Genomic DNA, 23,245 nt, shown 5'->3' with positions numbered 1-23,245 from the left:
CCCTTATCTGGTGACGAACCCGTAGCGCTCGAGCACCCTGCGGGCCTCTCCGCTTTTCAGGTAGGCGAAGAAGGCGACCGCTTCGGCGTTCCCGGCGCCGGCGACGGTCAGGGCCATGGGATACTCGACGGGAGGATAGAGCTGCCGGGGGACCGTGAAGCGGATGCTCGCCTTTTTGGCCAGGAGCGCATCGGTCCTGTAGACGAACCCGCCGTCCACCTCGCCGAGCTCGGCGTACATCAGGCACTCGCGAACGTCCTTGGCCATGACGAGCCTGCCCTCGAGCTTTCCGGCCATGCCGGCGTTCGTGATGGCTTCCATTGCGTACTGGCCGGCGGGGACGCTTTTGGGACTGCCGATGGCGATTTTGTGCAGCGTTGCAAGATCCTGCATCGAGGTGACCATTCCGGAGGCGGTGCCGGTGAAGACGAGGGTGTTCCTGGCCAGGATCCTGACGCTCGCCGGGTCGACCTCCTTCTCCGTCTGCAGGAAGGCCATCCATTTTTTGTTGGCCGAAATGTAGATGTCCGCCGGTGCTCCGTTGTGGATCTGGCCGGCGAGTGCCCCGGAGGCGGCGAAGTTGTTCCTGAAGGTGGTCTCCGGATGCTTTTTCGTGTAGTTCGCGCTCAGTTCGCCGACCGCGTCTTTCAGGCTTGCGGCGACGCTGAGCCGAAGTTCCCCGGCCATGGCCGGCACGGCAGCGGTGAGGGCAAGGAGGAGAAGGAGTGCGGCGCGTTGCAGGGTGGCGCCCCTGGCGGTGGTCGGATGGCTGTTCATAGGTATGGTGCAGATGGCAGGTTCAGGGATTCAGTCGACGATGTAGCCGTGCTTCTTGAGGGCTGCCCGGGCTTCGGGCTGCTGCAGCCATGCGATGAACGCCCTGGCTTCGGGTTTTGCGGCGCCCCCGGGGGTGAGGGCCATGCGGAACTCGATCGGCGCATGGAGCTTTTCGGGTACGCTGAAGCGGATGGTCGCCTTTTTTGCCAAAAGCGCATCGGTTCTGTAGACGAAGCCGCCGTCCGCCTCGCCGAGTTCTGCGTACATGAGGCACTCGCGCACGTCACGGGCCATGATGAAGCGGCCTTTGATGGTGCCGGCCAGGCCGGCGTTCGTGACGGCCTGTATCGCGTAGTCTCCGGCAGGGACGCTTCTGGGGCTGCCGACGGCGATCCGGTTGAGCTTTTCGAGATCCTGCATGCCCTCGACCCGCTGCGCCGTCGTTGCGATGAAGACCAGCGAGTTGCGTGCCAGGAGCCGTTCCGTCGAGGCGTCGATGGCTCCGTGCTCTTTGAGGAACTCCATCCATTTCCTGTCGGCGGAGATGACGAAGTCGGTCCTGGCCCCGTGCATGATCTGGCTGGCAACCGCCCCCGTGGGGGCAAAGTTCTTGACGAAGGTCGTTTCGGGGTGGCGTGTTGTGTAGCCGGCAACGATTTCGTTGAAGACGTCTTTCAGGCCCACGCCGACCGAGGTGTGGAGCTCGCCGGCCTCTAGCGGAGCTGCTGTTGTGATCGTGAGCAGCAGTCCCAGGGCTCCTTTCCGGATGGTCGAGAGGATGCGGTTCGTCATGGCCTGTAAGGGGTCAGGAGTGCTGCATGGCGGCGGCAATATCCGCCGGTTTGCCGAAATAGACCGATGAGAGCACGATGATGTCGATGCCGGTTGCGGCGTAGGCTGCGGCATTCTGGGGGGTGATGCCTCCCGCGGCCGAGATCTTGATATTGGGAGCGATGTCGCGCAGGGCCTGGACGAGCTCTTTCAGCCGATCGGGCTGAAGCTTGTCGATCTGCACCACGTCGGCTCCCGCCGCGGCGATCCTGAGTGCCTCTTCGGGGCTGTCGGCCTCGACGAGGATCTTGTGCTCGGGGGCACGCTCCTTCAGCGAAGGGATGCGTTCAAGGAAGCTGTCGATCCCGCCGAGGAACTCGGTGTGCTGGCGGAAGACCAGGATCGATTCCGACAGCCCGAGCCGGTGTGGGGTCGCCCCGCCTGCAAGGATCGCCTTGATGGCGGTCTTTTTCGTGCCGGGAAAAGACTTCCTGGTGGTGGCGATGCTGATGGCCGGGTTGGTGCTTCGGGCGCTTTTGACGATGCCCGAGGTCCTCGTTGCGATGCCGGAGGCGTACTCGAGCATGTTCAGCGCCACCTTCCATCCGGCATGCAGGCTCGCGGCCGTTCCTTCCGCCGAGAGGAACATCGTGCCGGGGCCCGCCTCGGTGCCGCTCGGGCTCAGGGTCGCTACCGTTGCCCCCAGCCGCTCGAAGATGCGTCCCGCTTCCTCCGTACAGCAGAGGGTGGTCTCGTGGCGCGTGGTGAAGGTGATGGATCCCGGCTTTCCGCCGATTCCGAGCAGGCTCGTGGTGAGGTCGCCGTAGGGGACGTCCTCTTCGATGAAGCGGTCGATCTCTGGGTCGGGGAGCTGGTAGAGCGTCATGGCGTCGTTGCTGTTTATGGGGTGTTCGGGTTCCCCGGGGTTGTTTCCGGGCCTTCGGCGGCTTGCGATGTATACCGTAATGTAATAAAGTGTGAGGCTATTTTATTGCTTCACCTAAAATAATTATGAGTTATGGCGCTTTCTCGATGTTTTTTTGTTCTGTTGGCGAAAGTACGGAGCTGGAGGCGCATTTCGTTATATCTGTCTGAATATAGCGAATTGCCCGGTCTGTGAAAATTTTCACGGTTGACAGATTTGTTTCTGTTTTCTCTTATCGTATATTTACGATAAACTAAACGAACGGTATGCAGCGAACGTCGACAGCGGTGGAATACAGCGGCCGGGAGGTGCGGATGGCCTCGGTGGCCAAGGCGCTCGGCCACCCCGTGCGGATCAGGATCCTCGAGCTTCTCAGCCGGGAGGCCTGCTGCTTCACCGGTGAGCTGACCGGGCTCATCCCGATGGCGCAGTCGACGATTTCGCAGCACCTGAAGGCGCTGCTCGAAGCGGGGCTGATCCAGGGCGAGATCAACCCCCCGAAGGTCCGCTACTGCATCAACCGCGAGGAGTGGGAGAGGGCGAGGGCGCTGTTCGCAGGGTTCTTCGCTGCCGAGGCCCCCCCGTCGTGCGGATGCGGCTGAGGTCGTTTAGTCTGTTCTCTGTTTAATAATCGTTCATTTGCGATAAACGTCTAAAAAGAAGGAGTCTTTCATGCTGCAGGTAAAAATTCTCGGAAGCGGCTGCGCCAAATGCAACCAGCTGGCAGAAGCGGTCAGATCGGTCATCGAACGGGACGGCATCGAGGCCTCGGTCGAAAAGATCGAAGATATTCAGGAGATCGTCTCCTACAACGTGCTTTCCACGCCGGCGCTCGTCGTCGACGGCGAGGTCCGTTCGGCGGGCCGGGTGCCCGCGGCGGACGAGATCCGCTCGATGCTCGCCCCGAAAGCCAAAGGGTGCTGCTGCCGCGGTGGTTCGACTGGTGCGGCGGATTCGTCATGCTGCTCGTGAGCGCCATGAAGAAGTCGCTCCTTTCCTGGGGCGCGCTCATGCTCGGCGCCCTCCTGTGGGTGCTGCTGTACGGCAGGCTCGAGGCCATGTCGGAAGCCGCTGTCGCGCTTTTGGGCCTTACGAGGGCCGAGGCCTTCGGCGAGGCGCTCTTCTTCTTCATCTACGAGGTGCCGAAGGTGATGATGCTGCTCGTGGGGGTGGTTTTTCTGATGGGGGTGGTGCACACCTTCGTTTCGGCTGAACGGACGCGTGCCATGCTTTCCGGGCGCAGGCTGGGGCTCGGCAACATGATGGCTGCGGCGCTCGGTATCGTCACTCCCTTCTGTTCCTGTTCGGCCGTCCCGCTCTTCATCGGGTTCCTGCAGGCGGGGGTGCCGCTCGGCGTCACCTTTTCGTTCCTCATCGCCGCACCGATGGTCAACGAGATCGCCCTCGCGCTGCTCTTCGGCCTTTTCGGCTGGGGCGTGGCCCTGCTCTACATGGCGATGGGCCTTTCAGTGGCGGTCGCGGCCGGCATGGTGATCGGCCGGCTCGGAATGGAGCGGCATCTCGAGGAGTGGGTGCAAAAGCTCCAGGGCAGCGCCGAACCGGGCAGGGCCGTCCCCGAGGCGATGGCCTGGCCGGAGCGCATGCTCGAGGGGCTCGGCCATGTCCGCGAGATCGTGGGGCGGGTATGGCTCTTCATCGTGCTCGGCGTCGGGCTCGGAGCCGGCATCCACGGCTATGTTCCGCAGGACTTCATGGCTTCGCTCATGGGCCGCAGCGCATGGTGGTCGGTCCCGGCGGCCGTGCTCGTCGGCGTGCCGATGTACTCGAACGCCGCCGGCATCGTTCCCGTCGTGCAGGCGCTGCTCTCGAAGGGGGCGGCTCTCGGCACCGTGATGGCCTTCATGATGAGCGTGATCGCGCTCTCTGCTCCCGAGATGCTCATCCTGCGAAAGGTGCTCCGGCCGAGGCTCATCGCCGTTTTCGCCGGCGTGGTCGCCTCCGGTATCGTTCTTGTCGGCTACGTGTTCAACCTGGTGCTCTAACCTGAAAAACAACCGATCCCATGAAGCAGTCCGTTCTGCTACTCTGCACCGGGAACTCCTGCCGCAGCCAGATGGCCGAAGGGTTCCTCCGTTCGTTCGATCCGGACCTTGAGGTCTGCTCGGCCGGAACGGTGCCGGCTGAATCGGTGCATCCGATGGCGGTGCGCGTGATGGCCGAAGCCGGCATCGACATCAGCCGGAACCGGCCGAAAAGCGTCGAAGGGCTGCTCTCGCGTCCGTTCGATTTCGTCGTGACGGTCTGCGACGGGGCCAGGGAATCATGCCCGGTCTTTACCGGCAGGGTGGGCCGGCGCCTGCACATCGGCTTCGAAGACCCTGCGGAGGCGAAGGGCTCCGAAGAGGAGATGCTCGGGGTGTTCCGCAGGGTCCGCGACGGCATTCGTGAAGGGTTCCTGGCATTCTACAACGAGGAAATCAGGCGAGGGTGAGATGACGGCAGTTTCAGCAAGGCTTTCATTTCTGGACCGCTACCTGACGCTCTGGATCTTTCTGGCCATGGCGGCGGGCGTGGGGGCCGGCTGGGCCTTCCCGTTCCTCCCGGACGCCCTCGGGCGCATGGGGACGGGCACGACCAACATACCGATCGCCATCGGACTTGTCGTCATGATGTATCCTCCTCTGGCCAAGGTCCGCTACGAAGAGCTCGCGGACGTGTTCCGGAACCGGAAGGTGCTCATGCTCTCCCTGCTCCTGAACTGGCTCATCGGGCCTCTTTTGATGTTTGCGCTTGCTGTGCTGTTCCTCTCCGGCATGCCGCACTACATGGCAGGGCTCATCCTGATCGGCCTTGCGCGCTGCATCGCCATGGTCATCGTCTGGAACGACCTGGCGGGGGGCGACCGGGAGTACGCCGCCGGGCTGGTGGCATTCAACTCGATCTTCCAGGTGCTCTTCTTCCCGATGTACGCATGGTTCTTCCTGACGGTGATGCCCGGCTGGTTCGCACTCACCTCCTTCAGCGTGCATATCACCATCGTCGAGATAGCGGCTTCGGTCGCCATCTACCTCGGTATTCCGTTCGCTGCAGGGTTTCTGACCCGATTCGTTCTCATTCGCCGTAAGGGTAGGGAGTGGTACGAGAGGGAGTTCGTTGCGCGCATCAGCCCTCTTACCCTCGTGGCGCTTCTCTTTACGATCGTGGCGATGTTTTCGCTCAAGGGGGCCTATATCGTCGCCATACCGATGGACGTGCTGCGGATCGCCCTGCCGCTGTTCATCTATTTCGTGCTGATGTTCTTCACCTCCTTCTTCATCGCAAGGAGCGCCGGTGCGGGATACCAGAAAACGGCAACGCTTTCCTTTACCGCGGCGAGCAATAATTTCGAGCTGGCCATTGCCGTTGCCGTCGGGGTGTTCGGCATCCATTCGCCCGAAGCGTTCGCCGCAGTCATCGGTCCCCTGGTCGAGGTGCCGGTGCTCATCGCCCTCGTCAACGTTTCCCTGCGCTTGAGGCGGCTGTTTGCTTCCGGGGGCGGATGAGCATTGCGCGGCGCCGATTTAAGGGTTCCTTTCAGTCGGTTTTGTTCGTATCTTGGGCCATAACCCCCAATGAACCACCGATTCGATGGCTGAAGAAATTCTCCGGCTTGAACATATCCAGAGGGAGCTCGAGCTGTCGCGAGACGTTCGCCAGACCATCATCCCGAACCTTTCGCTCACGATCGAGCGGGGTGAGTTCCTCGCCATCACCGGTCCTTCGGGCTCCGGCAAGTCCACCCTGCTCTACATCATGGGCGGGCTCGACAAGCCCACCTCCGGCCGGGTCTATCTCGACGGGGAGGACATCACCGATACCGACGAGCGGGAGATGACGCGCATCCGCAACCGCAAGATCGGCTTCATCTACCAGTTCCATTTCCTTCTTCCCGAATTCAGCGCCCTGGAGAATGTCTCCATGCCGATGCTCATCGGCGGCCGGTTGACGCGCAGCGAGACCCGTGAGCGCGCCATGATGCTGCTCGACATGGTCGAGCTGCAGGACAAGTACTCGAACAAGCCGAGCCAGCTTTCCGGCGGTCAGCAGCAGCGCGTGGCCATCGCCCGTGCCCTGGCCAACGAGCCGACGGTGCTGCTCGGAGACGAGCCGACCGGCAACCTCGATTCCCGCTCGGCAGACAACGTCTACCGGCTCTTCGACCGCCTGAACCGCGAGCTCGGCCAGACGGTGATCGTCGTCACCCACGACGAGGAGTTCGCCAACCGCGCCGGACGGCGCATCCACCTCGTCGACGGCCGGATCGAGAGCGACCGCCGCCTCAGGGAGCGCGAACCGGCCCCCGCCACCTAACCAGCCACCAGCGACAAACCGCCAGCCGCATGCAGACTCAGCTTGAAAGCATTCGAACCAGCCACCCGGACCTCTACCGGGCGTTTTCCGCTCTTCCGGACGGGGAAGCCCACCTTCGCTCCGTCCGGGAGCTCGACCGCTACTGGGAACGGCTGAACGAGCCGGTTCCGGAGGCGATCGTGGACGCCCCGGCGCTGCCGCCGGAGGCATCGATCGAGGCGACATACGACATCATCTATGCCGGAGGCACTCTCGGCATGCTGCATGCCGCCGTCATGGCCCGCCGTTACGGCCGCAGCGTGATGGTGTTCGACCGCAACACGCCGGGCCGCTCGACACGCGACTGGAACATCTCCCGCAGCGAGCTCTTCAGGCTCGAGGAGACCGGGGTGTTCAGCGCCGACGAGCTTGAGTCGGTCATCGCCAGGAAATACAAGACCGGATGGGTCGAGTTCCACAAGGAGGACGGGAGCCAGAAGCGCCTCTACATGCAGAACGTGCTCGACTGCGCGATCGAGGCGGACCGGCTGCTCGGCATTGCGACGGGGAAGGTGGAGTCATCGCCGGGCTGCAGCGTGCGTTCCGGCCTCTCTTTCGAGCGCTGCTGGCGCTTCAGCGACCATGTCGTCGTCGAGACACGCGACGGGGCGGGAAAGCGTTCGTGGTTCCGCTCGAAGGTGCTTGTCGACGTAATGGGCATTCTCTCGCCGATCGCCATGCAGCTCAGCGCCGGACGGCCGCAGACCCATGTCTGCCCGACGGTCGGCACCATTGCCAGCGGGCTGGAGGGGGTGGACTTCGAGACCGGCGAGATCCTCGCCAGCACCGCTCCGGCCGACATGTCGGGCGAGCGGGGCCGTCAGCTCATCTGGGAGGGGTTCCCCGCCAAAGGCGACGACTACATCACCTACCTGTTCTTCTACGACGAGGTCGACTCAGCAAACGACAAGTCGCTCATCGGCCTTTTCGACACCTACTTCCGCCGGCTCGGCGAGTACAAGAAGCCCGGCAGCGGCTTCCGGGTACACCGGCCGGTCTACGGCATCATCCCGGCCTACTTCCATGACGGGTTCGGCCGCACGCGCCCGATCGCCGACGACCGCATCCTGCTTTTCGGCGACGCCGCCTCGCTCGCCTCGCCTCTCACCTTTTGCGGCTTCGGCTCGATGGTGCGCAACCTCGGGTGGCTGACGGCGGGGCTCGAGCGTGCGCTCCTCTCGGGGGAGCTCGACCGGCGCACGCTCGAATGCGTCAGCGCCTACGAACCCAACGTGGCCTCGATGGCCAACCTCATGAAGTACATGTGTTTCGATCGCGAGACCGACGAGCCGAACTTCGTCAATGACCTCATGAACGAGGTGATGGTGGCGCTCGACGAGCTGCCGGAGCGATACCGGGAGGCGATGTTCCGCGACGAGATGAAGATCGAGGAGCTTGCGGTGGTGATGCTCCGGGTCGCCTGGCGTTACCCGAAGGTGCTGAAGGCGACCTGGGACAAGCTCGGCGTGGACGGTTCGCTCGGATTCCTCAAGAATCTTTCCGGCTGGGCTTTCACCCAGTTCCGGCAGCCCTGGTGGTAAGCTCATATGGCGTGTACTGAAGAAGTGGGGCGGGAGGCCGAAGCGCTGCGGAGCCAGATCGAGCGCCACAACCACCTCTATTACGTGGAGGCCCGCCCCGAGATCTCCGACTACGATTTCGACCGGCTGCTCGAGCGGCTCGTTCGCCTTGAGCATGAGCATCCCGAACTCCGCACCCCCGACAGCCCTACCCAGCGGGTCGGCGGCGCCGTGACGAAGGAGTTTCCGCCGGTCGAGCACCGCCGGCCGATGCTCAGCCTCTCGAACACCTATTCCATCCGAGAGGTCGAGGAGTTCGCCCGGCGCGTGGAGCGGCTGCTCGAGGCCGAGGGGGCCGAGGGACGCGACATGGTCGCGGAGCTGAAGTTCGACGGTGTCGCCGTCAGCCTCCTCTACCGCGACGGCATCCTCGTGCGGGGTGCCACCCGGGGCGACGGACGAAAGGGCGACGACATCACGGCGAACCTGCGCACCGTCGCGACGGTGCCGCTCCGGCTCCGGGAGTTCGACGGCGCCTTCCGGGAGGGGGAGGGGCGCGAAATGGAGATCCGCGGCGAGGTGTTCATGCAGAAGGAGGACTTCGAGGCGCTGAACGAAACCCGTCCCGAGGAGGACCGGTTCGCCAACCCGCGCAACGCCACCGCCGGAACGCTCAAGCTGCAGGACAGCCGCGAGGTGGCCCGCCGCCGGCTCCGATTCGTCGCCTACTACCTCGACGGGATCCGCGACGCCGACACGCCGCACTTCCGCCGCCTCGGGATGCTCGAAGAGGCGGGATTCTTCACCGGCGGCCACTACCGGCTCTGCCACGGCATGCAGGAGGTCGCCTCGTTCATCGCGGAGTGGGGCGAGGGGCGCTGGAAGCTTCCCTATGAAACCGACGGCGTGGTCCTCAAGCTCGACGATGTCCGCCAGTGGAGGACCCTCGGGGCGACGAGCAAGAGCCCGCGCTGGGCCATCGCCTACAAGTACCCCGCCCAGCAGGCCACCACCGTGCTTATTGACGTCGTCTTCCAGGTCGGCCGGCTCGGTACCATCACGCCGGTCGCCGAACTCGAGCCGGTGCGCCTTGCCGGCTCCACCGTCTCGCGCTCGACCCTGCACAACTTCGACGAGATGGAGCGGCTCGGCGTGATGAAGGGCGACCGGGTCGTCGTCGAGAAGTCGGGCGAGGTCATCCCGAAGGTCATCCGCGTCGTCGCAAAGGATCGCCCGCCAGACGCCCGGGCCGTCGCGCTTCCGACCCTCTGCCCCGAGTGCGGGACGCCGATCGTGCGCGAGGAGGGCGAGGTCGGCTGGTACTGTCCGAACGAGGAGGGCTGCCCGGCGCAGCTGAAGGGGAGGGTGCTGCACTTCGCCTCCCGCAACGCGATGGACATCCAGAACCTCGGCGAGTCTCTCGTCGATCAGCTCGTCCGCCTCGGCCTCGTCCGCGATCCCGGCGACCTCTACTTCCTGCAGGAGCCGCAGCTTCTCCGCCTTGAGCGCATGGGCCCGAAATCGGCCCGCAACCTACTTCGCGCGCTGGACGAGAGTCGCAAAGAGAGCTTCGCCCGCCTGCTCTTCGCGCTCGGCATCCGCCATGTCGGCCAGGCCACGGCGCGCGAGCTGGCCGCCGCCTTTCCCTCGATGGAGGCGCTTCGCCTGGCCTCCCTGGAGGAGCTTTCCGAAGTACCCGACATCGGCCCGGTCATCGCCCAAAGCATCCGCGAGTGGTTCATGAAGCCCTCGGTTCCGGCACTGCTCGAAAAGCTCCGCGATGCGCGCCTCCCGCTCGAGGCCGCTCCGCCGAAGGCGACCCTCAACAGGAACTTCGAAGGAGTGACGGTCGTCTTTACCGGCACCCTCCGCCGCCATGACCGCCAGTCGGCCTCCGAGCTGGTGCTCGAGAGGGGCGGCAGGATCGCCTCGACGGTCAGCAGGAAGACCGGCCTCGTCGTGGCGGGCAGCGAGGCCGGCAGCAAACTCGAAAAAGCCCTCAAGCTCGGCCTCAGGGTCCTGGGCGAGGATGAGTTCGAAGCAATGCTCTAACCCCCAAGGAGTCATGGAGCGTCCCAATTACACCGTAGCGATTTTCGGTTCGGCACGCATACAGGAGGGAGACCCCGACTACGCCGACGTCTATCACATCGCCCGGGGGCTTGCCGCCTCGGGCTTCGACATCGTCACGGGAGGCGGGCCGGGCCTGATGCAGGCCGCCAACGCCGGATCCCAGCACGCCAACTCCGGCTCGCAGTCGATCGGGCTGAACATCCGCCTGCGGCACGAGCAGGCGCCGAACCCCTACCTCGACATCAAGGAGGAGTTCTCGCGCTTCAGTGCACGTCTCGACACCTTCATGGCCCTCAGCGACGCTGTCGTCGTCGCTCCCGGCGGGATCGGGACCCTCCTCGAGCTCTTCTACGCCTGGCAGCTGGTGCAGGTCGAGCACATCTGCGACACCCCCATCATCCTCTTCGGCGGGATATGGAAAGACCTCCTCTCCTGGCTGGAGGAGGAGGTGGTGCGCCGGGGGCTCTTCAACCGCGAGGAGATGCACATGATCTTCCATGTCCAGGAGCCTGAGCACGTGGTCCAGCTCGTGCGCAAGATCCACGCCGACCGTCTCCGCGACGGCCACGTCTGCAAGAACTTCAGCCGCTACCGCCGGGAACAGCCCTGAGGGCGGGTGGAGTGCAGGTCCGGAGAAAACAGAAAAGGCCGCCCCTGGTGAGGGCGGCCTTCCTCTCTCTCGTCGGGAAGCCGTTCGTCCCGGAAGGCGGTTGCTAGAACCTGACGAGCATGTCGGTCTGCCAGAGCTGGTATCGGTTGCCGCTGTCGATCACCTTTTCGTGGTTATAGTATTTGAGTGCGACGAAGAGGTCCCTGACGAGGACGTAGGTGGCGCTGATTTTGACGCCCTGGCCGTCCGTGCCGCCCTTGAATCGGGTGCCGTCGGTGAAGGCGCCGAGCGTGGCATCCTTCCCGATCGAGACGTAGTTTGCGTCCAGCGACCATTTCCCGACCCTGTCGGCCCTGCCGAGCGTAGCGCCGACGAGGTAGGCCGTGTCGTTGCTCTCGACGCCGCCGGCGACGTTGCTGGCATACTGGCCGTAGGCCTTCCATGGGAGCCCGTTTCCGAGCGTGCCGCCCGCGTTGGCGAAGAGCTCGAGGACGTTGTAGTCGCAGGTCAGGATTTTTCCTGTGCCTGTGCCGGTGAAGGTATTGCCGAAGGATGACGGGTTGGCGGGATCTTTCGCATAGGCCCAGTCGGCGATGGTGGATCCTTCGATATGCAGGTAGTCGTAGTAACTGCCTCCGAGCATGTAGCCGACGCCTCCCGCCTTGCCGCTCCATGCGAGCTGTGCGGTCCAGAGAGCCGGATCGTTTGCTGTTCCGTCCGCTTCGTCGAGGATGTAGTAGCCGGTGGTGGCGCTGAGGCCCTGCTCCAGCTTCTTTCCGTGCTTTGCGTACTGGAGGGTGAGGCCTTCAAGCGTGACGTCGGTGTCCCAGAGGAGGTCGTTGACCCTGACGAGGCACTCGCTGACGTCACGCTTGCCGGCCGAGAGGGCGACCTTCCCCTCAAGCCCGTAGGAGAGGGGGCGGACCTCCAGATAGGCCTGGTTGAGCATCAGGTCGCTCATGCTGAAGGCGTCTCCGCTGCCGAGGACGTAGAGGCGCGAGGTCGGGTTGTCCTTGCCTGTCGCGACCTCCACGCCGCCCGAGATCTCGTCGTTGATTTTCGGGAAGGCGCCGAAGTGCATGCCGAGACGGTGGCTGCCGTCGAAGCGCGGGTCGGTGTCGAGCCGGCTGGACTCGTAGCGGTAGAGGAGGTCGCCTTTCCAGTTCCATTCGATCGGGGCCGCGGCGGCGGCTTCCTGGCTCCAGCCTGCCGCGGCCAGCATGGAGAGGATGGCCAGTGTCTTTTTCATGGCTGTGGGGTGTTTCGTTATATTTTGCGGTATATAACGGTTGCTAAAAAAAAGAGGTGCATGCACTGGATCAATATACGCCACGATTCCCCGGAATTATAATTCTTTTCGGAGAATCGGTGGAAGTTTTGGCGGTATTGAGGCTGGTCTGCCCCTTTTCCTTATTTCTTTGCGATGTAGAGGATCGAGGTCTCGAAGGTCATCGGGCGGTACTCTGCGCTCCGGAAGCCGCTCTCCCTGAGGATGGCGGTGAAGGCTTCGGCCTGCGGGAACTGCTCGACCGAGTGGGGGAGGTAGTCGTAGGCGAAGGTCGACTTGCTGAAGAGCCCCGCGATTTTCGGCAGGACCTTCTTGAAGTAGACGAGGTAGAGGTTTTTCAGGACCGGGGTGCGCGGGATCATCGGTTCGATGATGAGCGCGTGCCCTCCGGGCTTCAGGACCCGGTGGAACTCCTGCATGCCTTTCCTGAGGTCTTCGAAGTTGCGCACGCCGAATCCGGCCGAGACGATGTCGAAACTGGCGTCCGGGAAGGGCAGCTCCTCGGCGCAGCCCTCGTGGAACTCGATCGAGGGGTACTTCCTGCGGGCGATCGTGAGCATCTCGGGGGAGAGGTCGAGCGCGGTCACCCTCGCTCCGTCGATCTTCGACATGGAATCGGCCAGGTCCCCCGTGCCGGTGGCGACGTCGAGGATGCGCGGAGAGGGGACGCCCTGAAGGAGTTTGCGGGCGCGGCTCGTCGCCGCGGCGCGCCAGTAGTTGTCGATGCCGAGCGAGAGCAGGTGGTTGAGGAAGTCGTAGGTCGGCGCGACCTCGTCGAACATCTGCTGTATAGATGGTCTCGATTTGCTGAGGTTCAGCTTCTCAGCGGTCTTTTTCGCAGGGGATGCCATTATATTCGTTCAGCGTTGTTCAGCTTTTTTTGCCATAGACCTCTTCGGGGTCGAACATCAGGGTGTCGCAGATCTCCATGCTGCCGTTTTCGAGCACCCTGCGGTAGAAGCAGGAGTGGTAGCCGACGTGGCAGGCTCCGCCGATCTGGGAGACTTTCAGGATGAGGGTGTCGCCGTCGCAGTCGATGAGGATGTCGTGGACGTCCTGCATGTTGCCGGACGATTCGCCCTTCAGCCAGAGCTTGTTGCGGCTGCGGCTCCAGTAGCAGGCTTTCCTGCGCTCGAGGGTCATTTCCAGGCTCTCGCGGTTCATCCACGCCATCATGAGCACTTTGCCGGTTTCATGATCCTGGACGATGGCCGGGACCAGTCCCCTGTCATCGAATTTTACCGTGTCGAGGAAGCTTTTGTCGATACCTTCGTTTTCACCCATGATTTCACTGCCCGGTTAAGAGTTCCTGAACGAAAACGGCCGACTGGCGCGGCCGGAGGGGGATTCAGTTTTTTAAGATTGACCAAAATTCTGGAAAAACCAAGGTCGCAATGGAGAAAAAGTCAGAAAGATGTAACTTTAAAATCCTTAAACAATTGCCAACAGGCCCATGCAATCCCTGAAGAAGATTTATCCCAAGTACTCGATCGCCCTCGGCATCCTGTTCCTCCTCACGGTCTCCTATCTGCTCGTGAAGGGCGGGACGGTGGACGTCGAGGCCGAGCAGGTGGAGTACCGCGAGCTGGTCCGGGCGGTCTATGCGACCGGGTACGTGGAGGCCGATGCGGCAGCGAACCTCTCGGCCGAGTTTTCCGGGACGGTGGAGCGTATCGGCGCCCGCGAGGGCGAGCAGGTCCGGGCGGGCCAGGCCGTCATGACGTTCCGCAGTCCCCGTCCGGAGTTCGCCGTGCGCGAAGCCCGTGCCGCCATGCGGGAGCAGGAGGCCGCCCTGAAGGATGCCGAGCTGGACTTCAGCCGCAAGGAGAACCTCTTCCGGGAGGGCGCCGTCTCGCGCCAGGAGTTCGACCGGGCCGAAAAGGCCCGGGTACAGGCCCGGGAGCTTTTGAGCCAGAGGCAGTACCGGCTGAAGATGGTCGAGGACGACCTGCAGAAGCTGACGGTTTGCGCCCCGTTCAACGGGATCCTTACCCTGCAGGACGTCAAGGCGGGTGATTACGTCTCCAGCGGAACGCTTGTGGCGACGGTGGTCGACACGAGCGCCTACGCGGTCGTCGTCGAGGTCGACGAGCTCGACGTTCCGAGGGTCCGGGTCGGCCAGAAGGCGGCCGTGGTCTTCGACGCCTATCCCGACCGCCGCTACCAGGCTGCCGTCTCGAGGGTCGTGCCGATGACGGACCGGGTGACGAAGACCTCGAAGATCTATCTCGTCGGCGACATGCCGCCGGGCTCGGTGCAGGCCGGCATGACGGCTACCGCCAACATCATCTTCGACGTCAAGCCCCGCGCGCTGCTCGTGGCGAAGGGGGCGGTGTTCCGCGAGGGGAGGGAGAGCTTCGTCTGGAAAATCGAGGACGGCAGGCTGAAGAAGCAGCCGGTGCAAACCGGTGCCTCCGACCTCGCCTTCGTCGAGGTGCTGAAAGGGCTCAGGAGCGGAGAACTTGTCGTTCCGGTGCCTGAAGAACGGTTCCGCGAGGGGCTCGAAGCCCATGTGAAGGCCCCGGCCGGGAAGCCCTAGTCTCTCTTCGTGCACAACCTTCTCCTCATCCTCTGCTGCTTCCTGCTCGGCTTCCTCCTCCGGAGGAGCGGCCGCATGCCGGAGGCCACCCCCGCCGCGCTCAACAGCTTCATCATCCACGTCTCGCTGCCGGCCCTGACCCTCCTCTACGTCCACGACCTCCGCATCACCGGCTCCGTCCTCCTCCTGGCCTCGATGCCCTGGCTGCACTTCCTTTCCGCCGCGGCGTTTTTCCTGGTGGCGGGGCGGCTGCTCCGCCTTCCGAGGAAGAGTGTCGGCGCCCTCATCCTGACCGGCGGGCTCGGCAACACCTCCTTCCTCGGCCTGCCGATGATCGAGGCCTATTACGGCCGGGCGGGGATCGCCCACGGCATCATGGTCGACCAGCTCGGCTCCTTCATGGTGCTCTCCACCCTCGGCATCACGGTGGCGGGCATCTACTCCGAGGGGCGGCCCTCGTTCATCTCCATTGTGAAGCGCATCGCCTACTTTCCCCCCTTCCTGAGCCTCCTCCTGGCGTTCTCGCTCATGCCCTTCAGCTATCCGGAGTGGCTGACGGCCGTGCTCGGCCGGCTCGGCGGGACGCTCGCTCCGCTGGCGCTCTTTTCGGTGGGGTTCGCCTTCCGTCCCGGCCATATCGGCGGCAACGGGCGCAGCCTCGCGCTGGGGCTCGGCTTCAAGCTGGTGCTTGCGCCGCTCCTGCTCTCGGTCTTCTATCTCGGGGTGGTGGGGATGCGGGGGCTTTCCGCAGAGGTGATGCTTTTCGAAGCGGCCATGCCGCCGATGATCACGGCCGGCATCATCGCCGCAGAGCACGACATCGACCCGCCGCTTGCCGGGCTGATGGTCGCTCTGGGTGTGGTGTTCTCCTTCCTGACGCTCGGCGCCTGGCATCGGGTGCTCGGCGCCTTCTGAACGTCGTTTTCTCAGCCTACCATTCGTCGTGGCTTGCGGCCGTTCCCATCAGTTTCTCGTTGATGGCTTTTGCCGCGGTGCGTCCCGCGCCCATGGCAAGGATCACGGTGGCGCCTCCGGTGACGATGTCGCCGCCGGCGTAGACGTTCTCCTTCGAGGTGGCCATGGTGTTGACGTCGACGACGATGGTCTCGCGCCGGCTGACCTCGATGTCGGGGGTGGTCTGCTTGATGAGCGGGTTGGAGCCGTTGCCGATGGAGATGATGGCCATGTCTAGCGGCAGCGTGAACTCGGAGCCCTCGATCGGCACCGGACGGCGGCGGCCGGAATCGTCGGGCTCGCCGAGCTCCATCTTGATGCACTTGACGCCGGTGAGCCAGTGCTTGTCGTCCCCGAGGAACTCCAGCGGGTTCATGAGCAGGAGGAACTCGATGCCCTCCTCCTTGGCGTGGTGGATCTCCTCGGCGCGTGCGGGCATCTCCGCCTCGGAGCGGCGGTAGATGATGTAGGCGTGCTCGGCACCGAGCCGCTTGGCGGTGCGGACCGCGTCCATGGCGGTGTTGCCGCCGCCGAAGACGGCGACGTTCTTGCCGCGGCAGTCGAAGACCGGCGTGTCGCTGCCTTCGGGGAAGTCGTAGGCCTTCATGAGGTTGACCCGCGTGAGGAACTCGTTGGCCGCAAGCACGCCGACGAGGTTCTCGCCCGGGATGCCCATGAACCAGGGCAGGCCGGCGCCGACGCCGATGAAGACGGCGTTGAAGCCTTCGTCCTCGATCAGTTCGTCGATGGTGACCGAGCGGCCGACGACGACGTCGGTCTGGAACCTCACGCCCATCTGCTTCAGCCCCTCGATCTCCTGGCGGACGATCTCCTTGGGGAGGCGGAATTCGGGAACGCCGTACATGAGCACGCCGCCGAGTTCGTGGAGTGCCTCGAAGACCACCACCTCGTGGCCCTGGCGGATGAGGTCGTTGGCGCAGGAGAGCCCTGCAGGGCCGCTGCCGATGACGGCGACCTTCCTGCCGGTCGGGGGCTTGACCTCGGGCATTTCCGGCTCCCCGTGCTCACGTTCCCAGTCGGCGACGAAGCGCTCGAGGTTGCCGATGGCGACCGGCTGGTGCTTCTTGCCGATGATGCAGGCCTTCTCGCACTGGTCCTCCTGGGGGCATACCCTGCCGCAGACGGCGGGCAGTACGTTGTCCTCCTTCACTTTCCTTGCAGCGCCGAGGAAGTCTCCTTCGGCGACCAGCTGGATGAACTCGTCGATCTTGATGTTCACCGGGCAGCCCTGGATGCAGACCGGGTCCTTGCACTGGATGCAGCGCAGGGCCTCCTGCATTGCCAGTTCGGGAGTATAGCCGAGGTTGACCTCCTTGAAGTTCCTGTTGCGGACATTCGGGTCCTGGGCGGGCATCGGCTGGCGCGGGATGGCCATGCGTTCTTTATTCGTGATGTGTTTGGCGTCCATGGTGGTGTTCGGTTGTAATAGGGTTGTGCTCGGCTCTCGTCGGGTGGTGCCCCGGGGTTATTTCTGCTGGTGCAGGTGGCAGCGGTGCTCCCCGGAGGAGGACTCCTTCTCTTCGGAGAGGTAGATCCTGTTGCGGTCGGCGAGGTTGGTGAAGTCGACCTTGTGGGCGTCGAACTCCGGCCCGTCGACGCAGGCGAACTTGATTTCCCCGTCGACGGTGACCCTGCAGCCGCCGCACATGCCGGTACCGTCGACCATGATGGGGTTGAGGCTGACGACGGTTTTGATGCCGTAGGGGCGGGTGACCTCGGCGACGGCCTTCATCATCGGAATCGGCCCGATGGCGAGCACGAAGTCGATCTTCCTGCCGGAATCGATCAGCTCCTGGAGTTTCTGGGTGACGAAGCCGTGGTAGCCGTACGAGCCGTCGTCGGTGGTGATGTAGGCTTCGTCGGAAACCTCCTGCATCTCACGCTCGAGGATGACGAGGTCCTTCGAGCGGGCGCCGTTGATGGTGATGACGTGGTTGCCGGCTTCCTTGAGCGCGATGGCGGTCGGGTAGGCGATGGCCGTGCCGACGCCGCCTCCGATGCTGACGGCGGTGCCGAAGTTCTCGATGTGGGAGGGGGTGCCGAGCGGACCGACGATGTCTGCGATCGAGCTGCCGGCCTCGAGCAGGTTGAGCGCCCTCGTGGACTTGCCCATGCCCTGGACGATGAGCGTGATGGTGCCCTTCTCGGGATCCGATCCCGCGATCGTCAGGGGAATCCTCTCGCCGTGGTCGGTGACACGCAGCATGACGAACTGGCCTGCTTTTCGCTTTTTGGCGATCCGCGGGGCCTCAATTTCTATTTTTTTGATATTTTCAGCTAAGAAAATTGAGGAAACAATTCTATACATTGGTTCGTCTGTTTCGTATGAGTTTATGGAATCCGGCTACTTCTTTTCGGTGGGGCGCAAAAGCTAACATGATACGGATTATATATTGAATTAAAAAATGGGCTCGGAGGGCGGCGTCGCCCCGCGAGTCCCCCTGAAATCCGCCTGCATATGGTCTTCATAGCTGATTACGGCGCCGGAAACCTCCGTTCGGTGCAGAAAGCCTTCGACTACCTCGGCATTCCGGCAACCGTCAGCAGCGATCCGTCGAAAATGGCGGGTTCCAGGAAGGTCGTCCTTCCCGGTGTCGGCGCTTTCGGCCAGGCCAAGGACGCCCTCGACCGGCTCGGCTTCACCGACGCCATCCTTGAGCATGTCGACAAGGGGGGCCACCTCTTCGGCATCTGCCTCGGCATGCAGCTCATGCTCAGCGGGAGCGAGGAGATGGGTTCGCACCGCGGCCTCGACCTCGTGGCGGGCCGCGTCCGCCATTTCGAGAGCACGACCGACAAGATTCCCCAGATCGGATGGAACTCCGTTGACCAGCAGAAAGAGAGCGTGCTGTTCCGCGGCATCGAGGACCACACCTTCTTCTATTTCGTGCACTCCTACTACTGCGAGCCCTTAGAGGCGCCGAGCATCGCCGCCACGACCTGGTTCGCGGGAAAAAACTTTTGTTCGGCCATTGAAAAAAATGGTATTTTCGCGGTGCAGTTCCATCCGGAAAAGAGCTCCGAAGCCGGTCTCCGGGTTCTTCGGAATTTCGCGGAGTGCTAGCCGCTCCCCCCTCTACTCTTTCAATCATTGATACTAGCAGCGACCCGACATGCTGATCATTCCCGCTATCGACATAAAGGACGGAAAGTGCGTCAGGCTGACCAGAGGTGATTTCAGCCAGCAGAAGATCTATCTCGACAATCCGATCGACATGGCCATCATCTGGCGCAAGCAGAACGCCAAGATGCTGCATGTCGTCGACCTCGATGCCGCCCTTACCGGCCAGATGGTGAACTTCGAACGCATCCGCGAGATCGTCGACGAGCTCGACATCCCCGTCCAGGTCGGCGGCGGCATCCGCTCTGCAGACGACGTGAAGCGCTACCTCGACATGGGAGTCGGGCGCGTGGTGATCGGTTCGGCGGCGGTGACCAACCCCGAACTGATCCGTGAGGTCCTGAAGTCCTGGCGCGCCTCGAAGATCGTCGTCGGCATCGACGCCGTCGGGGGCGTGCCGAAGATCAAGGGGTGGACCGAGAGCAGCCAGCTGAAGGACTTCGAGCTGGCCCTCCGCATGAAGGACATGGGCGTCGAGCGGATCATCTACACCGACATCACGCGCGACGGCATGCTCCAGGGCGTGGGCTACGAGACCACCAAACGCTTCGCCGAGCAGGCCGGCATGAAAGTGACCGCCTCGGGCGGCGTGTCGAGCTCCGAGGACCTGCGGCGCCTGGCCGGCCTCGAGTCGATCGGCGTCGACTCGGTCATCATCGGCAAGGCCCTCTACGAGTGCAACTTCCCCTGCCAGGAGCTCTGGTACAACTTCGAGGAGGGGATCCAGATCGACCACAACTTCTCGACGGCGCGCCGCAAGTAGCGGGTCCGTCCGGCGGTCCGGCCGCCCTTCCTCCAACCGCAGGATTTCCCCATTCCCCAGATGCAGGAACACTCGCTAGCGCAGCAGGTCGAAGCCCTCATCTTCGCCTCCGAAGATGCGGTGACCCTTCAGACCATCCGCCAGGTGACCGGTACCTCGCTCGATTCGGGCGAGCTGCAGGAGATCGTCGAGCGGCTGAATGCGGAGTATCTCGAATCGGGTCGCACCTTCCACATCCACCGCCTCGCCGGCGGCTACCGGTTCCTGTCGAGGGAGGAGTTCGGCGAGCTGCTCCGCAAGCTCGAGTCGCCCAAGATCCGCCGCCGCCTCTCGCGCTCGATCCTCGAGGTACTCTCCGTTGTCGCCTACCACCAGCCGGTGACCAAGAGCGCCATCCAGGAGATCCGCGGGGTGAGCCCCGATTACGCCATCGACCGCCTGATGGAGCGCGAGCTCATCGAGGTGCGGGGTCGTGCCGATTCCCCCGGCAAGCCCCTTCAGTACGGAACCACGAAAGAGTTCCTCGACCTTTTCCATCTTTCATCATTAAAAGACCTGCCGAAGCTCCGCGAGATCAAGGAGATCCTTCGCGAGCACGAGGAGCAGGAGTATCTATCACGGCCGGACGGAGACGGGGAGCTCTTCGAAGGGCAGGAACAGGAACCAGCAGATGGCCAGCAGCAGCCCGAAACAGCCGAAGGGTGAAGAGATAAGGATCAACCGTTACCTGGCCATGTGCGGCATCGCCTCGCGCAGGGCCGCCGACCAGATGCTCCTCGAGGGCAGGGTCAGCGTCAACGGCAGGGTGGTGACGGAGCCCGGCCTGAAGGTGGTAACGGGCCGCGACGAGGTGATCGTCGACGGTTCGATCTTCGCCGAGCCCGAGGAGCACCTGCTCTACATCCTCTTCAACAAGCCCCGCAACGCCATCACCACCAGCAGCGACGAGCGCCAGCGTGAGACGGTGCTGGACTACATCGACGTCAGGGAGCGGGTCTATCCGGTCGGCCGGCTCGACCGCAAGACCACCGGGGTGCTTCTGCTCACCAACGACGGGATGCTGGCCAACCGGCTCATGCATCCTTCGTCTCTTGTGAAAAAAGAGTATATTGCGGTATTGGACGCTCCGTTCCCGCAGGCGTCCCTTCCTCTCCTCACGGGCGGCATGCGCCTGAGCGACACCGGGGAGCAGGTCAGCGCGTGCCAGGCCAGGATCATGGGAGACGGCTCACAGGTCTGGATCAGCATCCACGAAGGAAAGAACCGCCAGGTTCGCAGGATGTTCAAAACACTCGGTTTCGAAGTGACGCGACTCGACAGGTCCGCCTATGCCGGGCTCGCCGCCGGCGACCTGCGCCGCGGCCAGTGGCGTCATCTCACGCGCGCCGAGGTCCGGGAGCTCCGCCGTCTTACCGGCGCGCCCTGAGACGTTTCGTTCACGCAGGACAACCCCCGTGGCCATGAGACGATTCACCAACAATGAAGACGGTCGGGCCATGCGGGTGCTGGCCGTCATCATCTCGGCAGTTGCCCTTTTTCTTGCATCTCCCTCCCTGTATGCCTCAGGAACCGAAGAGGTCGATTTCCTTTTCGACACCGTGGGGCCTGAAGACAACCTCGAACCTCTCCTCGAGGAGCTCGCCGATCTCCGGCGGCAGAAGATCCCGATCAACGAAGCCACCGCCGAGGACCTCCTCCATCTTCCCTGGCTCACGTCCGAGGACGCCCGGCGCATCATCGAGGGGCGGCGGCGTGCCCCGATCCGCAACCTTGAGGCGCTTACGGCGCTGATCGGCGGGGAGAAGGCCCGGAGGTGCCTGCCCTACATCGTCTTCGAAAAGGACCTCACGCTGCGTCGGCAGGCCTTGCGGGACAAGGTCGAGGGCTCCCTCTACACCCGCTGGTTCACCGAGTATCCCGAACGCCGGGGCATCACCGACGGCAGCTACGCCGGAGACAACTACAAGCTCTACAACCGCCTGCAGCTCGCCGTCCCGCACCTGAAGGCGAGCGTGGTGCAGGAGAAGGACGTCGGGGAGGCGGACCTCGACGACTTCACCTCCTTCAGCCTCAACGCCTACGACCTCGGCATCCTCAAAAGCGCCGTCCTGGGCAACTACACCCTCAACTTCGGCGAAGGGCTCGTTATGGGCCAGAACCGCTACTTCTCCAAGGGCTCCGACCCGGCCGGCAGCGTCCGGCTCCGCTCCCGGAGGCTCTCGCCCTATTCCTCGAGCGCCGAGTACGGTTTCCTGCAGGGAGCGGCGGCCACCCTCCGGCCCGGCGATTTCGAGCTGACCGCCTTCACCTCCTCCAACCGGGTCGACGGACGCATCGGCGACACCGGGCTCATCACGAGCTTCGACGATTCCGGTTACCACCGCACGGAGCTCGAGACCTCCCGCATGGACAATGTCACCGAGGAGGCCTCGGGCGCCAACCTGCTCTGGAACTTCAGCACGGGCGCCTTCGACGGCCGCATCGGCGCAAGCCTGGTGCACTACCGCTACAGCGAGCCTCTCGCCGCACTCGTCGAGGAGGGGTATTCCGCCGAGGAGGCCTCGTCCGCCAGCCTTACGGGCATCGAGGCGGCGCTTTCGACCGGCCGCGTGGGCGCCTTCATGGAGGCGGCCTTTTCGGAGAAGCCCGACGACGCCTCCTGGACCGGAGGGGTGAGCTGGGAGCCCGTGAGCGGGGTGAGTGCGGTGGCGGCGGTGCGGCGGTACGGCGCGCGCTACTCTTCGCCCTTCGCCGGAGCGTTCGCCGAGCGCGGGGACGACGCTTCGAACGAAGAGGGGTACTATGCGGGAATCGACGTGAAGCTGAGCCGGAAGGTGCAGCTCGGCGCATACTACGACCGGTTCCGCTTCCCGGAGCTGAGTTCAGACTACCTCTACCCGTCGGAGGGCCACGACATGCGCCTCTTCGCCGTGTGGAAGGCGTCGCGTTCGCTCAAGTGGACGATGCAGCTGCAGCACAAGCGCAAGGAGGAGGCCGTGAAGCAGTGCCCGCTCGTCGACGGGGAGTACGTCGACTGCGGCGACGACAGTGAGGATAAAGTCTATACGGCGGTGATGGCCGAGACCGACCGCCTGCGCCTGGACTGCGACCTGAAGGTCGCCCGGGGGTTCAGCGCCCGGACGCGCGGGGAGGTGAAGCGGGTGACGAGGGAGTTCTACAGCGGGACCCCTTCCTACGACGGGTGGCTCGCCTACGAGCAGCTGAACTACAGTGCCGGCAGGCTCGGCCTGAAGTGGCGCGGCACCCTCTTCAATACCGACAGTTCCGATGCGACGCTCTATGCCTACGAGGACGGGCTGCCGATGCAGTTCGACCTCGGGAGCTACAACGGCCGCGGGAAGTCGATGTTCTTCCTCGCTTCCTGGAAGGCACGGGCCGGCCTGAAACTCGTGGCCCGCTACGAGGTGACCTCCTACTCCGACCGGGAGGTCTACAGCAGCGGCGACGACCAGCGCGCGACCGATTCACCCGCTTCGCTGCATCTCGGCTGCCTCTGGTCGTTCTGACGGGTT

Annotated in this window: 24 protein-coding genes; 16 read left to right on the top strand and 8 right to left on the bottom strand. The window is 63.8% G+C overall.

Annotated features, from left to right (window positions below; all coding sequences use genetic code 11):
• Nucleotides 1–3: 3 nt before the first annotated feature.
• Genes modA (E0L29_RS02815) through modD form a run of 3 tightly spaced genes read right to left on the bottom strand, consistent with a single transcriptional unit; the run spans nt 4 to nt 2,434 of the window.
• Nucleotides 4–777, bottom strand: coding sequence for a molybdate ABC transporter substrate-binding protein (modA, locus tag E0L29_RS02815; protein ID WP_131354306.1), 774 nt, complete (start codon nt 775–777; stop codon nt 4–6).
• A gap of 30 nt (nt 778–807) precedes the next feature.
• Entirely contained in the window at nt 808–1,569 is a 762-nt protein-coding gene (gene modA / locus E0L29_RS02810; protein ID WP_131354304.1) for a molybdate ABC transporter substrate-binding protein, read from the bottom strand.
• A 13-nt stretch (nt 1,570–1,582) separates the two neighbouring features.
• Nucleotides 1,583–2,434, bottom strand: coding sequence for a ModD protein (gene modD, locus E0L29_RS02805; protein WP_131354302.1), 852 nt, complete (start codon nt 2,432–2,434; stop codon nt 1,583–1,585).
• 305 nt (nt 2,435–2,739) lie between these two features.
• Here modD and E0L29_RS02800 point away from each other — a divergent pair, with 305 nt between their 5' ends.
• From E0L29_RS02800 to E0L29_RS02760, 9 genes are all read left to right on the top strand, one after another.
• On the top strand, nt 2,740–3,075 hold the full coding sequence (locus tag E0L29_RS02800) for a metalloregulator ArsR/SmtB family transcription factor (protein ID WP_131354300.1): 336 nt from the start codon (nt 2,740–2,742) through the stop codon (nt 3,073–3,075).
• 70 nt (nt 3,076–3,145) lie between these two features.
• A complete protein-coding gene (locus E0L29_RS02795; RefSeq protein ID WP_131354298.1) occupies nt 3,146–3,445 on the top strand; it encodes a thioredoxin family protein in 300 nt (99 codons plus the stop codon).
• Between the two features lie 5 nt (nt 3,446–3,450).
• A complete protein-coding gene (locus tag E0L29_RS02790; RefSeq protein WP_165498813.1) occupies nt 3,451–4,476 on the top strand; it encodes a permease in 1,026 nt (341 codons plus the stop codon).
• Nucleotides 4,477–4,496: 20 nt separating this feature from the next.
• On the top strand, nt 4,497–4,925 hold the full coding sequence (locus E0L29_RS02785; protein WP_131354294.1) for an arsenate reductase ArsC: 429 nt from the start codon (nt 4,497–4,499) through the stop codon (nt 4,923–4,925).
• 1 nt (nt 4,926) lies between these two features.
• Entirely contained in the window at nt 4,927–5,976 is a 1,050-nt protein-coding gene (gene arsB, locus E0L29_RS02780) for an ACR3 family arsenite efflux transporter (protein ID WP_131354292.1), read from the top strand.
• An 85-nt stretch (nt 5,977–6,061) separates the two neighbouring features.
• Nucleotides 6,062–6,784, top strand: a complete 723-nt coding sequence (locus tag E0L29_RS02775; RefSeq protein WP_131354290.1) for an ABC transporter ATP-binding protein — start codon at nt 6,062–6,064, stop codon at nt 6,782–6,784.
• A 29-nt stretch (nt 6,785–6,813) separates the two neighbouring features.
• The gene (locus tag E0L29_RS02770; RefSeq protein ID WP_131354288.1) at nt 6,814–8,364 is read left to right on the top strand and encodes a hypothetical protein; all 1,551 of its coding nucleotides are present in this window, start codon (nt 6,814–6,816) and stop codon (nt 8,362–8,364) included.
• A 6-nt stretch (nt 8,365–8,370) separates the two neighbouring features.
• Complete coding sequence (gene ligA, locus E0L29_RS02765; RefSeq protein WP_131354286.1) at nt 8,371–10,395, top strand: NAD-dependent DNA ligase LigA; 2,025 nt, start codon at nt 8,371–8,373, stop codon at nt 10,393–10,395.
• 13 nt (nt 10,396–10,408) lie between these two features.
• Nucleotides 10,409–11,026, top strand: a complete 618-nt coding sequence (locus E0L29_RS02760; RefSeq protein WP_131354284.1) for an LOG family protein — start codon at nt 10,409–10,411, stop codon at nt 11,024–11,026.
• 103 nt (nt 11,027–11,129) lie between these two features.
• Here E0L29_RS02760 and E0L29_RS02755 read toward each other — a convergent pair whose 3' ends face one another.
• The 3 genes from E0L29_RS02755 to hisI form a co-directional block, all read right to left on the bottom strand.
• Nucleotides 11,130–12,275 carry a putative porin gene (locus E0L29_RS02755; protein WP_131354282.1) on the bottom strand — a complete coding sequence of 382 codons (1,146 nt, stop codon included), beginning with the start codon at nt 12,273–12,275 and terminating at the stop codon, nt 11,130–11,132.
• 161 nt (nt 12,276–12,436) lie between these two features.
• Nucleotides 12,437–13,165 (bottom strand): bifunctional demethylmenaquinone methyltransferase/2-methoxy-6-polyprenyl-1,4-benzoquinol methylase UbiE, encoded by a 729-nt coding sequence (ubiE, locus tag E0L29_RS02750; RefSeq protein WP_131354280.1) that lies wholly within the window; start codon nt 13,163–13,165, stop codon nt 12,437–12,439.
• A 19-nt stretch (nt 13,166–13,184) separates the two neighbouring features.
• A complete protein-coding gene (gene hisI, locus E0L29_RS02745) occupies nt 13,185–13,598 on the bottom strand; it encodes a phosphoribosyl-AMP cyclohydrolase (protein ID WP_131354278.1) in 414 nt (137 codons plus the stop codon).
• Between the two features lie 169 nt (nt 13,599–13,767).
• Between hisI and E0L29_RS02740 the strand changes: the two genes are divergently transcribed.
• Together E0L29_RS02740 and E0L29_RS02735 are read left to right on the top strand one after the other, a co-directional pair.
• Nucleotides 13,768–14,853, top strand: a complete 1,086-nt coding sequence (locus E0L29_RS02740; RefSeq protein ID WP_131354276.1) for an efflux RND transporter periplasmic adaptor subunit — start codon at nt 13,768–13,770, stop codon at nt 14,851–14,853.
• A 9-nt stretch (nt 14,854–14,862) separates the two neighbouring features.
• Nucleotides 14,863–15,768 carry an AEC family transporter gene (locus E0L29_RS02735; protein WP_131354274.1) on the top strand — a complete coding sequence of 302 codons (906 nt, stop codon included), beginning with the start codon at nt 14,863–14,865 and terminating at the stop codon, nt 15,766–15,768.
• Nucleotides 15,769–15,784: 16 nt separating this feature from the next.
• Here the strand turns inward: E0L29_RS02735 and gltA are convergent, their stop codons facing one another.
• Nucleotides 15,785–17,236, bottom strand: a complete 1,452-nt coding sequence (gene gltA / locus E0L29_RS02730) for an NADPH-dependent glutamate synthase (protein ID WP_165498803.1) — start codon at nt 17,234–17,236, stop codon at nt 15,785–15,787.
• Nucleotides 17,237–17,293: 57 nt separating this feature from the next.
• Entirely contained in the window at nt 17,294–18,136 is an 843-nt protein-coding gene (locus E0L29_RS02725) for a sulfide/dihydroorotate dehydrogenase-like FAD/NAD-binding protein (RefSeq protein ID WP_131354272.1), read from the bottom strand.
• Nucleotides 18,137–18,286: 150 nt separating this feature from the next.
• On the opposite strand from E0L29_RS02725, the gene hisH reads away from it, so the two are divergent.
• The 5 genes from hisH to E0L29_RS02700 are packed head-to-tail and all read left to right on the top strand — an operon-like array spanning nt 18,287 to nt 23,239.
• Complete coding sequence (gene hisH / locus E0L29_RS02720) at nt 18,287–18,892, top strand: imidazole glycerol phosphate synthase subunit HisH (RefSeq protein WP_131354270.1); 606 nt, start codon at nt 18,287–18,289, stop codon at nt 18,890–18,892.
• Nucleotides 18,893–18,941: 49 nt separating this feature from the next.
• Nucleotides 18,942–19,712 (top strand): 1-(5-phosphoribosyl)-5-[(5-phosphoribosylamino)methylideneamino]imidazole-4-carboxamide isomerase, encoded by a 771-nt coding sequence (hisA, locus tag E0L29_RS02715; RefSeq protein ID WP_131354268.1) that lies wholly within the window; start codon nt 18,942–18,944, stop codon nt 19,710–19,712.
• Between the two features lie 60 nt (nt 19,713–19,772).
• A complete protein-coding gene (gene scpB, locus E0L29_RS02710) occupies nt 19,773–20,417 on the top strand; it encodes an SMC-Scp complex subunit ScpB (RefSeq protein ID WP_131354266.1) in 645 nt (214 codons plus the stop codon).
• On the top strand, nt 20,383–21,138 hold the full coding sequence (locus E0L29_RS02705; RefSeq protein ID WP_131354264.1) for a pseudouridine synthase: 756 nt from the start codon (nt 20,383–20,385) through the stop codon (nt 21,136–21,138). The genes scpB and E0L29_RS02705 overlap by 35 nt, the downstream gene beginning before the upstream one ends.
• Nucleotides 21,139–21,172: 34 nt before the next feature.
• Nucleotides 21,173–23,239 (top strand): helix-hairpin-helix domain-containing protein, encoded by a 2,067-nt coding sequence (locus E0L29_RS02700; RefSeq protein ID WP_242664247.1) that lies wholly within the window; start codon nt 21,173–21,175, stop codon nt 23,237–23,239.
• Nucleotides 23,240–23,245 lie beyond the last annotated feature (6 nt).

It is taken from the genome of Chlorobium sp. N1, from assembly GCF_004332115.1.
GTDB lineage: Bacteria > Bacteroidota > Chlorobiia > Chlorobiales > Chlorobiaceae > Chlorobium.
Note: the sequence above shows the minus strand (reverse complement) of the source record. Positions and strands in the feature narration are given on the sequence as shown.

Coding starts and splice junctions, on each gene's coding strand:
- modA (WP_131354306.1), bottom strand. CDS start 777: ATGAACAGCCATCCGACCACCGCCAGGGGCGCCACCCTGCAACGCGCC.
- modA (WP_131354304.1), bottom strand. CDS start 1,569: ATGACGAACCGCATCCTCTCGACCATCCGGAAAGGAGCCCTGGGACTG.
- modD (WP_131354302.1), bottom strand. CDS start 2,434: ATGACGCTCTACCAGCTCCCCGACCCAGAGATCGACCGCTTCATCGAA.
- E0L29_RS02800 (WP_131354300.1), top strand. CDS start 2,740: ATGCAGCGAACGTCGACAGCGGTGGAATACAGCGGCCGGGAGGTGCGG.
- E0L29_RS02795 (WP_131354298.1), top strand. CDS start 3,146: ATGCTGCAGGTAAAAATTCTCGGAAGCGGCTGCGCCAAATGCAACCAG.
- E0L29_RS02790 (WP_165498813.1), top strand. CDS start 3,451: ATGAAGAAGTCGCTCCTTTCCTGGGGCGCGCTCATGCTCGGCGCCCTC.
- E0L29_RS02785 (WP_131354294.1), top strand. CDS start 4,497: ATGAAGCAGTCCGTTCTGCTACTCTGCACCGGGAACTCCTGCCGCAGC.
- arsB (WP_131354292.1), top strand. CDS start 4,927: ATGACGGCAGTTTCAGCAAGGCTTTCATTTCTGGACCGCTACCTGACG.
- E0L29_RS02775 (WP_131354290.1), top strand. CDS start 6,062: ATGGCTGAAGAAATTCTCCGGCTTGAACATATCCAGAGGGAGCTCGAG.
- E0L29_RS02770 (WP_131354288.1), top strand. CDS start 6,814: ATGCAGACTCAGCTTGAAAGCATTCGAACCAGCCACCCGGACCTCTAC.
- ligA (WP_131354286.1), top strand. CDS start 8,371: ATGGCGTGTACTGAAGAAGTGGGGCGGGAGGCCGAAGCGCTGCGGAGC.
- E0L29_RS02760 (WP_131354284.1), top strand. CDS start 10,409: ATGGAGCGTCCCAATTACACCGTAGCGATTTTCGGTTCGGCACGCATA.
- E0L29_RS02755 (WP_131354282.1), bottom strand. CDS start 12,275: ATGAAAAAGACACTGGCCATCCTCTCCATGCTGGCCGCGGCAGGCTGG.
- ubiE (WP_131354280.1), bottom strand. CDS start 13,165: ATGGCATCCCCTGCGAAAAAGACCGCTGAGAAGCTGAACCTCAGCAAA.
- hisI (WP_131354278.1), bottom strand. CDS start 13,598: ATGGGTGAAAACGAAGGTATCGACAAAAGCTTCCTCGACACGGTAAAA.
- E0L29_RS02740 (WP_131354276.1), top strand. CDS start 13,768: ATGCAATCCCTGAAGAAGATTTATCCCAAGTACTCGATCGCCCTCGGC.
- gltA (WP_165498803.1), bottom strand. CDS start 17,236: ATGGACGCCAAACACATCACGAATAAAGAACGCATGGCCATCCCGCGC.
- E0L29_RS02725 (WP_131354272.1), bottom strand. CDS start 18,136: ATGTATAGAATTGTTTCCTCAATTTTCTTAGCTGAAAATATCAAAAAA.
- hisH (WP_131354270.1), top strand. CDS start 18,287: ATGGTCTTCATAGCTGATTACGGCGCCGGAAACCTCCGTTCGGTGCAG.
- hisA (WP_131354268.1), top strand. CDS start 18,942: ATGCTGATCATTCCCGCTATCGACATAAAGGACGGAAAGTGCGTCAGG.
- scpB (WP_131354266.1), top strand. CDS start 19,773: ATGCAGGAACACTCGCTAGCGCAGCAGGTCGAAGCCCTCATCTTCGCC.
- E0L29_RS02705 (WP_131354264.1), top strand. CDS start 20,383: ATGGCCAGCAGCAGCCCGAAACAGCCGAAGGGTGAAGAGATAAGGATC.
- E0L29_RS02700 (WP_242664247.1), top strand. CDS start 21,173: ATGAGACGATTCACCAACAATGAAGACGGTCGGGCCATGCGGGTGCTG.